Genomic DNA, 10,190 nt, shown 5'->3' on the forward strand with positions numbered 1-10,190 from the left:
AATGAAATGACTTTCGAAGCTTTAGCTCTTTTTCTGGAAAAAACAATATAAATTCTTAACGCAAATTACACAATTCCTGGAGATAATATCATTAATTTTCGTCATCACGGCATTCAAGCTCTAACGAACAATTTAGTTATTTTTCTTTGTTTTTTTATCATTTATTAAAGTTGCTACTAATGCAGTTGATGCAGCTAATAATACCGCTAATTTTCCTATATTTTTTCTCTTCATTATCTTACCTCTACTTAAACTCAAAATTTTTAGTATAATTATACATCCATATAATTAATTAGTAAATTACTTAAATTGATTTATGTCACTATGATATGTATATCCAGCACTTTTTAATTTTTCTTCTATTAAATTTTTACTAATATCCATATCATCACAATAACTATCTAAATCAGAATAAAAATCCCTAAGTTTCATATTAATCATACTTACTAATATATTAGGATCCATTTTTAATAATACTTCTCTATCCATAATTTCCTCCATTTTCACATTTATTTCTTTAATAATTGTAACATATATTTAATATGTTTACCCATAATTATATTTTATATAAAATTAAGCTAAAGTACATATTCTGTGCACTTTAGCTTAATTCATAAATTTATCTTATTACTATTTGTACCTATTTATTTTTTCCAACATTATTTACTTCTGGCACCCTTGCAGCTATAGGTTTTTTAGAACCTTTAAAATGATCATTTTCCCAAGTTGCTCTTTGACCTTTTTTAGCCATAATATCACCTCCACTAAATACTATATATTTAGTATTAGCAAGATAGCTTGTTTTATTCTAATTAAAATATATGATCAATAGTATTTGTTATTTATTTTTGGGTGTATCTGGATCTAAGAATGAATATTTTTCTCCATCCTTTTCCCATCCTAAAATTGAATTCATATTTACATTTGCAGCTGACTTAAATATTGATTTATCAACATCATTAAAAGTCTTCTTTAATTCTGCAATTAAAGCTTTAATTTCATGTCTTTTATTACCGATTTTTTCTGCTGCAACCATACATGCACAATTTAATGGCCAAAGACCTGTATATTTAATAAATCTCTTAATAGCTTCCTCTTCTATATAATAAAGAGGTCTAATTAACTCTATTCCTTCAAAGTTATCAGCTTTTAATTTAGGTAGCATTGTTTTAAAATTACCTGCATAAAGTACATTTAACATTGTAGTTTCTATTACATCATTATAGTGATGTCCAAGTGCTAACTTATTACATCCAAGTTCCCTAGCTTTATTATATAGTGAACCTCTTCTCATTCTTGCACAAAGATAACAAGGATAATCCTTTGCTTTTTCATCAATTATTTCAAATATTTTTGATTCATATATATGTACTGGAATATTTAAATGCTCACAATTTTCTATAAGTAAATCTTTAATTTGTGGATGATATCCAGGATCCATTGCTATAAATTCAACTTCAAAATTTACTTGCCCATGTTTTTTTAGCTCTTGAAACAACTTTGCCATAAGTAAAGAATCCTTACCTCCAGATATTGCAACAGCTATTCTATCTCCTTCTTCAATAAGCTGATAGTCCTTAACAGCCTTTATAAACTTAGACCAAATTGGTTTTCTATATCTCTTAACTATACTTCTTTCTATTTCATCAAGAGTTTTTTTAGCTTCTTCTGGAACTATTCTTTCGCATCCATGACCTGCTATACTACTCATAATTATCACCTCATATTTTTAATAACAAAATCAATTTTACTTAAATTATAAAATAAAAGCAACTATTTGATTACTTTCCCTTAATAAAGAATAGTAGGCAAGTCAATTCACCCTTAACATACCTACTATAACATAAATTATATAATTATTATCTGTAACTAATTTCGCCAAGACCTGGAACATGATCAAACTCTATTTTAGAGTTTTTATAAGTAAATTCTATACCATCTATCCATTCACCAGTATAATTTTTTTGTAATAATGTTGTTATTAAGGTATACTCAGTTACACTTCCTCCTGCAGAACCAGCAAAATAATTATTAACCCAATTTATTCCCTCATACTTATCAAAAGTAATATCTGTAGCATTATTCCCCAATTCATTTAAATTAAATAAAGCTATTTTCTTTCCTTCTACATTATTAATTTTAACAAATTCAATCGGTAAACTATCAAATACCTTTTCACTTAATTCATTTGATAGTTTTTCTATCTTTTCTTCTAATGATAAATTTTCATCTACATCAATAGTTCCTATCACTACTTGCTCATCTGTATTTGCATCCTTTGAATATAATAGCATTTCCATAGTCTTTATTGATTCTTGATTATCTACGTTTTCTGTTTTATCCTTATTTTCTTCTTCTTGATTACTATTAGATTGTTGATTATCTATATTTTCTGTTGAAATATTAGAATTATCATCTGTAGACGTATTTTTCTCTGTGCATCCTACTACTCCAAATGCAACACAACATATTACTATAGTTGCTAATATTTTTCTCAACCTTATACTTCTCATAATCTTCCTCCAAGCTATCTATCTTCTTATTTTAAATTGCTTTTTATTGATTTCAATATTGTATTATAATATAAATTATATATTTTTTCTACAGTTCCTATATTTTTTAATAATTCTTAAAAACTCCATACAATTGAAACTTTAATACTCCTCTTCAGAAGTACCAATATATATTTATTTTTTAATAATAAGATTTTTATTAAATGAACCTAAAGTAAATACTTCTATATTTAAGCTTCTTGCCATTTTTAAAATCTCATTAATCTCTGAATTAGGTTGATATACTAATATATCTGTACTTTCATCTATATTATTTACTATACTTCCCCCATTTAATTTGATGCTTCTAATTATTCTTTCTCTAGCAGCATCATTACTTATAAGTAATTTAATATTTTTTCTTAAAATATTTATGCCGATTAATTCTTCATTTCCTAAATCTATATTTAAAATATCATCTATTTCAATTTTATCTTTTTTAATTTTCCCCTCTAATATATCTCTAAAATCAGAAATAGTAATTATGTCACAACCTAAAACTTTTGCTTTTCTTAATTTACTACCTGGTTTTTCACCAACAATTAATATATCACATTTTTTAGTTACAACATTATCTACATTAGCTCCTGCTTGTCTTGCTAACCTCATTAATTCTCCCCTAACTAAAAATCCCCTTCCTGTGAATACAATATTTTTTCCTCCTAATATTTCTTTTGCTGATTGAAAATTGAATTCCTTATAATTTATTCTTCCTTGCATTTATATATCATTCCTCAACTAAAAATATAAAAATAACTTTTCTTTATCCTTTGTTAATATCATTATGTATTATAAAAACATTTAATTTCTATTATATCACTTATTAATTGTAAAAAATACTAATATACTTAATATAAATTAGCCGTATACATATTATAAAATCCTTTAATCTCCTTTAAATATGTAATAATTCAGAAATATATTATAATGTTCTCAAATCTACTAAATAATATTAATTCTCTAATAACTCTAATAACTCTAAAAAAATTATGTCAACTTTTTCTATGAAATTCATAGTATATATTATAAAAACTAATTAGGAGGAATATTATTATGAGAAATAATTGTAATAACAATCAATATGATTATGAAAATTATAATAAATGTGAAAACAAAAGGGAACAAACCCACGTTCATGAGTTCGAAGGTTCAACAATGTTCGCAGAAGAAGATGAGGATAGACACAACCATCGTTTTGCTGGAGTTACAGGTGAAGCTATAAGAAGAGGAAATTCTCATGTTCACAAACTAGCTACTAATACAGATTTTGTAGATCACTACCATGAAATTTGTGATACTACTGGACCTGCAATAGATGTTGGTAATGGAAAGCACGTTCATCTTGTAAAAGGTTATACTACTCGCAGAGATGGACATCGTCACGAATATATTTTTGCAACTTTAATAGAGGCACCTACAGTAGACGAAAATGATTATGACTGCTAGTTACTAATATCCTATTATAAAATAACACAATATAATTTATAGAAATACAGTAGGCTATTTAAAAATGGCCTACTGTTGCAATACATATCTATATCTATTTAATTTTTAACTTTATGCAATTAAAATATATAAATTGTCTATTTAAAAATAAATTTATTTACTCAACTAAAATGTTATACCACAATTTTTTTCAATTCGAATATCTTGTTCAAAGTTAAAGAAATCATCTTTATCATATTTTTCTTTTATCTTCTTTAATAATATAGAATTTTCCCCATAATATTCTTCTTCATAATTATCTATTTCCGCACATGGAAAATTAACAAATGATCCTTTAGTTATTGATTTTATGTACTTTAAATTTTCTACTACCCAACTTCTATTTATTTGTGCATATTTTGCATCTTCCCATACAGATTGGAATCCTAATATAAAGTTTGCATCTCTATGATAAAATGCCGTACTATCCTTTTTAACCTCTTTTATAACTCCACCTAATCCGTAAAATGTTATTGCAGTATAAATAGCACCTTCAGCTCTTTCTTCTATTAAATTTAAAAGCTCTATAATCTCTTCTCTAGTATAATCTCTGTATACAAAATTTCCTGAACTCTTATATCTTTCATATTCCGGATGACTATCTTGTATTATTCTATTAGCTTCAAGAACAGTCATATACTCTAAACTATAAATTCCTGAAGAAACAATATCCTTTATAGGTTTTAAAACATCATTAGCTAACTTTTTATCTCCATAGACTAATCCAACTATTTTTACTCCTCTTCCCTTTTCACTTGAGTTGTAAATAGCCATTTTAAAATTAGCTCTTTTATCTAAAATTTTATATTTTTCTTGCCATGCTTCTATGAGACTTATATTTTCTTCAAAGTCAATATTAGTGAAATCAATATTAACTAATGTTGCCATTTCTATTTTAGGGGGTAAATTAAATGTCATAGATGTTACTATACCAAAATTCCCTCCACCACATCCTCTTAAAGCCCAAAATAAATCTTCATTTACATCCTTATTACAAACTATTAAATTACCATTACTATCAATTAATTCTGCTTCTACTAATCTGTCACAGCCTAGCCCTAAAAGCCTAGCAGAATACCCCCATCCTCCACCTAAAGTGAAAGCTACTACACCAACAGTTGGACAACCTCCCCCTGGAAATGGATATCTCATTTTTCCTGTTGCTTCATAAAGCTCTCTATTACGTGTTCCGCCTTGAATCTTTACAGTTTCATTTTTTTCATCTATATGAATTTTATTCATTTTACTAATATCAATAACTACTACATCATTTCCGGTTGAGTATCCTTCATAATGATGACGTCCACTTCTTATTCTTATTGAAAGTGAATTAGCTTTAGCAAACATTATTGCATTTCTAATATCCTCTTCTGTCTCACAGTATACAATTACTAACGGATATTTTTCTATAGCTCTATTCCAACCCTTTCTTTCTTCTTCATACTCAAAATCATCTTTAGTAACTACTTGTCCAGTTAATCCTCTATAATCAAAGTTAATCATTCTTTCACCTCACCAATGTTTCTCCCTAATATGTAATTACTTTTATATTATTTATTAATATTATAAATAATATAAATTCTTACGCATATCTTTGATAATATCATAACTCAAGTCTTATTTTCTATAATATCTAAATATTTTAATTTTATGTATCAAAATAGCAACAAAATTAACATCCTCGCTATAAATTTTAACACATAAATAAGCAGAGTAATTACTCACCCTGCTAAAATTCATACCTTATATACTAATTTATTCAGCATATTTCTTTAATATTTCAATTATTATATTTGTAGCTATTTCCATTCCTTCTACAGTAATATGCTCATATTCTCCATGGAAAGCATATCCACCGGTTCCTAAGTTAGGACAAGGTAATCCCATATAACTTAAAGTAGCTCCATCAGTTCCACCTCTAATTGGTTCAATTACAGGTGTAACATTTAAAATTTCCATTGCAGCTTTAGCATTATCAATTAAATGCATACAAGGTTTAACATGTTCAGCCATATTCTTGTATTGATCTGTAATTGTTAATTTTACTGTGCCTTCTCCATATTTTTCATTTAATAATTTTTCAATTAATTTTAATGTAGATTTCTTAGAATCAAGCTTACATGCATCATGATCTCTTAATATATATGATAATACAGCATTATCAGTATTTCCCTTAAAGCTTTCTAAATAATAAAAGCCTTCATATCTTTCCGTATGTTCTGGTTTTTCACCTTGAGGCAACATTCTATCAAATTCAATCCCTACATTTGTTGCATTAATCATTGTATCCTTTGCCGAACCTGGATGAACAGAAACACCATGAATTTCAACTGTTGCTTCTGAAGCATTGAAGTTTTCATAAGAAATTTCTCCTTCTACTCCACCATCCATTGTATACGCAAATTGTGCACCAAAGTTTTTAACATCAAACTTATTAGCTCCTCTACCAATTTCTTCATCTGGAGTAAAGCCTATGCATATCTTTCCATGAGGTATATTTTCATTTATTATTCTTTCACAAGCTGTCATTATTTCAGCAATACCTGCTTTATCATCAGCTCCTAAAAGAGTAGTTCCATCTGTTGTAATTAAAGTTCTTCCTTTTAAATTCTTTAAATGTGGAAATTTTTCTACTGAAAGAACTGTTCCATTTAATAAAGTTAAATCTTCACCATTATAATTTTCTACTATTTGAGGATTAACATTTTCTCCTGGTGCTGCTGGTGCAGTATCCATATGTGCAATAAACCCAATACTAGGTTTATCTTCATATCCCTTAGTTGCTGGAATAACTCCATAAACATAACAATTTTCATCTAACTTAACATCTTGAATTCCAATTTCCTTCATCTCTTCAACTAGTATATTAGCTAAATCAAATTGTCTTTTAGTTGATGGTGTAGTTTCTGATTTTGGGTCAGATGTTGTATATATTTTTGCGTATTTTATTAATCTTTCATATGCTTGCATAATTTTTCTCTCCTTCTATATAAACTATTTTTTTATTTACAAAATTCTATTATATTTTGTACTTTGAAAAAGTCATAGATGCTTATTTTTCTATCTCATAATAATTCTATATATTTTAAAACAAATATATTTACTTAGAGTTATATTAATTACTATTATATCCTGTTTTGTCCAATTTATAAACTATTAAGCAATATTCACTATTTATTTTAAAGTAAAAAAGTATAGTGAAAATAATTATTTAACACCATACTTTTTTCTTAATTTATCATTATTATCTTAATATGTTTATAAATAAAGTAATAACAGCTGAATTAACAAAATCTACAAAAAGTGCTCCTACAATAGGTACTACAAAATACGGTGTTGGTGCAAATCCAAATTTAGATGAAAGTGCATCCATATTTGCTACTGCATTTGGGGTTGCCCCCATTCCAAATCCACAACTTGCAGATGCAAAAACTAAAGCATCATAATCTTTTCCCATAACTCTAAAAGTAATAAAATATGCAAACATAGCCATAAGCACTGATTGAGCAACTAGCATAACAACAAGTGGTAATGCTAAATCAAATAACTCCCAAAGCCTTAATCCCATTAAAGCTATGCATAAGAAGTAGCTTAAGCTAATGTTCCCTATTACTTCTATTTCTTTCTCCTCAATTTCTAGCTTCCTTATATCGCAAAAATTTCTTATAATAGCAGCTGCAATCATAGCTCCTATATATGATGGAAATGTAAGTCCTGTATCTTGAATAATATTAGATATAATTGAACCTATTCCCATTGCAAAGAAAAGATAAGCTGAACCATTCATTAGCCTATGGTGACAAAGTACTGCTTGATTATCTTCATGGAAATCACTTAGGGGAATGGAGTGATCTTTTGACTCCTTAGGTGTTTTAAGCTTATAATTTTCTATTAAATTTTTGGCTACAAAACCACCTATAAAACTTCCCATAACTAATCCAAAGGTTGCAGATGCAAAAGAAACTGTTGTGGCACCATTAACTCCTAATTCCTCTAAAAGTGGTCCAAAAGAACCAGCTGTTCCATGTCCTCCAACCATAGAAATTGAACCTGTACATAATCCTAATAAAGGATTCAAATTAAATACTTTTGCTAATGTAGCTCCAACTATATCCTGTGAAATAACTAAAAGTACAGCTACTCCTAAAAAAATAACCACCTTTATTCCACCATTTTTTAATATTTTAAAGCTTGCAGTGAAACCAACGCTAGCAAAGAATGCAGTCATAAATAAATTTTGTAATGTTGTATCTATTACTATAGTTGCTAAATTAGTTACCTTAAAAAATAACATAACTAACGAAAATAAAAGTCCACCAACTACCGGTGATGGTATACAATACTTAGATAAAAATCTCACTTTTTTTCTAAGATATGTTCCTAAATAAAATACAACAGTTACTAATGCCATTGTTTGAAAAATATCTAATTTTAACTCCATCTTATATCCTCCCTTTTACTTCCTTTATATTATTGTATAAATGTATTTTAACACAAATTTATACATTTTTGTCTTTTTATGAAGAATATAATTCTTTTGTAATGTGTATTTTTATCATTGATAAATTTAAAATGTTGTTTCATAATATGTATTAAATTTAAAATATTTATTTTAAGGAGATGAAAGTTCTATGTTCTCAAATAAAAATAAGATTATTAATTTAGTATGCCCCGTTTGTGGTGAAGAAATGAATGAATATAAATATGGATATGATAATAATGTTCATGGCAAAATTTATTTTAAATGTGAACATTGTGGCCATAAAGAAAGTAAAATTTTATAAAGTATAATTTTTTATCACTTTTTTTCAATTTTCTACATAAAGTATTATCATAGAGAATTTAACGAAGGGATATACTATTATGTACTATAAAAGAATCGATGATTGTATAAACTGCAATGATTGTGTAAATGATCCATCTGAGTTATCATGTAACATTGCTTGCTCTAACACTAAAAAGAACTGTTATGAATCTTATAAAGTTTTTGATCCTGAAACTTATGCAAAAGCATGTGTTGTTCTACAACCTTATCAAAATTTATTTGATATAAATTCTGCATTCTATGCAGGAACAATTTTTAAGGATCTATATAGTCCTTATTGTGCTATTAAGTATTCTAAGGAGGCAAAAAAATGAATCAACGTGAGTGTTTAGATGCAATTAGAAAATTACAGTTTTTTGCTATAGACTTAAACTTATATTTAGATAATTTTCCTAACTGCAAGGATGCAATAGACGACTATAAATTAATTTCTTCCAAACTAAGAAAGTTAATTTGGGACTATGAGCAATCATATGGACCATTAAGCAACTTTGGTTCAGCTTATATTCAAAATCCTGATGCTTGGATTGATACTCCTTGGCCTTGGGAAAATGAAAGTAACAGGGAGGATTAATTTATGTGGTATTATGTTAAAACTTTAGAGTATCCTATTAATTTGAAATCTTGTGATTTAAATATGGCAAAACTAATAATAACACAATATGGAGGTCCTGATGGTGAGTTAGGAGCTGCTCTTAGATATTTAAATCAAAGATATACAATGCCAACAAATAAATCAAAGGGATTACTAACAGATATAGGAACTGAAGAAATGGGACATGTTGAAATGCTTGGAACAATGGTCTATCAGTTAATGGAAAATGCATCTATTGAGCAAATAAAAGCTGCTGGATTAGCTGGACACTATGCTGATCATGGTAAAGCATTATTTTATACAGATGCAACAGGTAACCCATGGACTGCAACTTATATCCAAGCCAAAGGCGATGTCATTGCTGATATACATGAAGATATGGCTGCTGAACAAAAAGCTAGAGCAACTTATGAATGGTTAATGAACTTAACAGATGATGCAGAAATTAAAAAGATTTTAGGTTTCTTGAGAGAAAGAGAAGTAGTTCACTATCAAAGATTTGGTGAAGCTTTAATGGATATCCAAGACAACGTAAAACCTAGCAAATTTAATTGTAGATAAATAATGATTCTTTAATATAAATAAAATCCGACCCTGTAAAAAACTTTGTGTAAACTGAATAAAATCAACTCCTTCTTGGCAATAATTGAGATAAGAAATTATTACAAGAAGGAGTTTTTTATATGTCAAATATGTCGAAAGAATTATTAAGAGAATATATTAAGGAGCAAAA

Annotated in this window: 12 protein-coding genes; 5 read left to right on the top strand and 7 right to left on the bottom strand. The window is 27.6% G+C overall.

What is annotated here, in order from left to right; genetic code table 11:
• Positions 1-300: 300 nt before the first annotated feature.
• The 4 genes from Q0Y03_RS14530 to Q0Y03_RS14545 form a co-directional block, all read right to left on the bottom strand.
• Positions 301-489, bottom strand: coding sequence for a DUF4250 domain-containing protein (locus Q0Y03_RS14530; protein WP_291680937.1), 189 nt, complete (start codon positions 487-489; stop codon positions 301-303).
• Positions 490-838: 349 nt separating this feature from the next.
• Positions 839-1,711, bottom strand: a complete 873-nt coding sequence (locus Q0Y03_RS14535; RefSeq protein WP_297714525.1) for an ATP-binding protein — start codon at positions 1,709-1,711, stop codon at positions 839-841.
• A 148-nt stretch (positions 1,712-1,859) separates the two neighbouring features.
• Complete coding sequence (locus Q0Y03_RS14540; RefSeq protein ID WP_297714526.1) at positions 1,860-2,513, bottom strand: hypothetical protein; 654 nt, start codon at positions 2,511-2,513, stop codon at positions 1,860-1,862.
• 174 nt (positions 2,514-2,687) lie between these two features.
• Positions 2,688-3,272 carry a BRCT domain-containing protein gene (locus Q0Y03_RS14545; protein ID WP_297714527.1) on the bottom strand — a complete coding sequence of 195 codons (585 nt, stop codon included), beginning with the start codon at positions 3,270-3,272 and terminating at the stop codon, positions 2,688-2,690.
• Between the two features lie 333 nt (positions 3,273-3,605).
• Here Q0Y03_RS14545 and Q0Y03_RS14550 point away from each other — a divergent pair, with 333 nt between their 5' ends.
• The gene (locus tag Q0Y03_RS14550) at positions 3,606-3,998 is read left to right on the top strand and encodes a YmaF family protein (RefSeq protein ID WP_297714528.1); all 393 of its coding nucleotides are present in this window, start codon (positions 3,606-3,608) and stop codon (positions 3,996-3,998) included.
• 165 nt (positions 3,999-4,163) lie between these two features.
• Here the strand turns inward: Q0Y03_RS14550 and Q0Y03_RS14555 are convergent, their stop codons facing one another.
• The 3 genes from Q0Y03_RS14555 to gltS form a co-directional block, all read right to left on the bottom strand.
• The gene (locus Q0Y03_RS14555) at positions 4,164-5,540 is read right to left on the bottom strand and encodes an FAD-binding oxidoreductase (protein WP_297714529.1); all 1,377 of its coding nucleotides are present in this window, start codon (positions 5,538-5,540) and stop codon (positions 4,164-4,166) included.
• Positions 5,541-5,792: 252 nt separating this feature from the next.
• Positions 5,793-7,007 (bottom strand): peptidase T, encoded by a 1,215-nt coding sequence (pepT, locus tag Q0Y03_RS14560; RefSeq protein WP_297714530.1) that lies wholly within the window; start codon positions 7,005-7,007, stop codon positions 5,793-5,795.
• A gap of 274 nt (positions 7,008-7,281) precedes the next feature.
• Positions 7,282-8,478, bottom strand: a complete 1,197-nt coding sequence (gene gltS, locus Q0Y03_RS14565) for a sodium/glutamate symporter (protein WP_297714531.1) — start codon at positions 8,476-8,478, stop codon at positions 7,282-7,284.
• Positions 8,479-8,668: 190 nt separating this feature from the next.
• Here gltS and Q0Y03_RS14570 point away from each other — a divergent pair, with 190 nt between their 5' ends.
• The 4 genes from Q0Y03_RS14570 (at position 8,669) to Q0Y03_RS14585 (ending at position 10,018) form a co-directional block, all read left to right on the top strand.
• The gene (locus Q0Y03_RS14570) at positions 8,669-8,821 is read left to right on the top strand and encodes a hypothetical protein (protein ID WP_297714532.1); all 153 of its coding nucleotides are present in this window, start codon (positions 8,669-8,671) and stop codon (positions 8,819-8,821) included.
• Positions 8,822-8,900: 79 nt separating this feature from the next.
• Positions 8,901-9,176 (top strand): spore coat associated protein CotJA, encoded by a 276-nt coding sequence (locus Q0Y03_RS14575; RefSeq protein ID WP_297714533.1) that lies wholly within the window; start codon positions 8,901-8,903, stop codon positions 9,174-9,176.
• Positions 9,173-9,436, top strand: coding sequence for a spore coat protein CotJB (locus tag Q0Y03_RS14580; protein WP_297714534.1), 264 nt, complete (start codon positions 9,173-9,175; stop codon positions 9,434-9,436). The genes Q0Y03_RS14575 and Q0Y03_RS14580 overlap by 4 nt, the downstream gene beginning before the upstream one ends.
• Before the next feature lie 3 nt (positions 9,437-9,439).
• On the top strand, positions 9,440-10,018 hold the full coding sequence (locus Q0Y03_RS14585) for a manganese catalase family protein (protein ID WP_297714535.1): 579 nt from the start codon (positions 9,440-9,442) through the stop codon (positions 10,016-10,018).
• The last annotated feature ends 172 nt before the right edge of the window (positions 10,019-10,190 follow it).

Origin of the sequence: Clostridium sp. (assembly GCF_026168755.1) — a bacterium.
GTDB lineage: Bacteria > Bacillota > Clostridia > Clostridiales > Clostridiaceae > Clostridium.